Origin of the sequence: Streptomyces yerevanensis (assembly GCF_000716805.1) — a bacterium.
GTDB lineage: Bacteria > Actinomycetota > Actinomycetes > Streptomycetales > Streptomycetaceae > Streptomyces > Streptomyces flaveus.
Genome location: NZ_JNWJ01000290.1, coordinates 1 through 235 on the forward strand (window position 1 = coordinate 1; position 235 = coordinate 235).

At 66.8% G+C, this 235-nt stretch carries 1 pseudogene; it reads left to right on the forward strand.

The features are described 5' to 3' along the window. Positions 1 to 235, forward strand: a pseudogene (locus OP79_RS53570) (transposase); the annotation flags it as partial.

Sequence of the window (235 nt, forward strand, 5' to 3'; positions counted from 1 at the left end):
TGGTCAAGGCCCTGGGCGCGGACAGCGGGATCTCGAAATCGGAAGTGTCGCGGATCTGCGGCGAACCCGACACCGAACTGGATGCGTTCAAGGAACGGCCGCTGGAGCACACCGTGTTCCCGTAGGTGTTCCTGGGCGCGACCTGCTGCAAGGCCCGGGTGAACCACCGGATCGTGTCCCAGGCGGTGGTCATCGCCACCGGGATCTCCGCCACCGGTCACCGCGAGATCCTCGG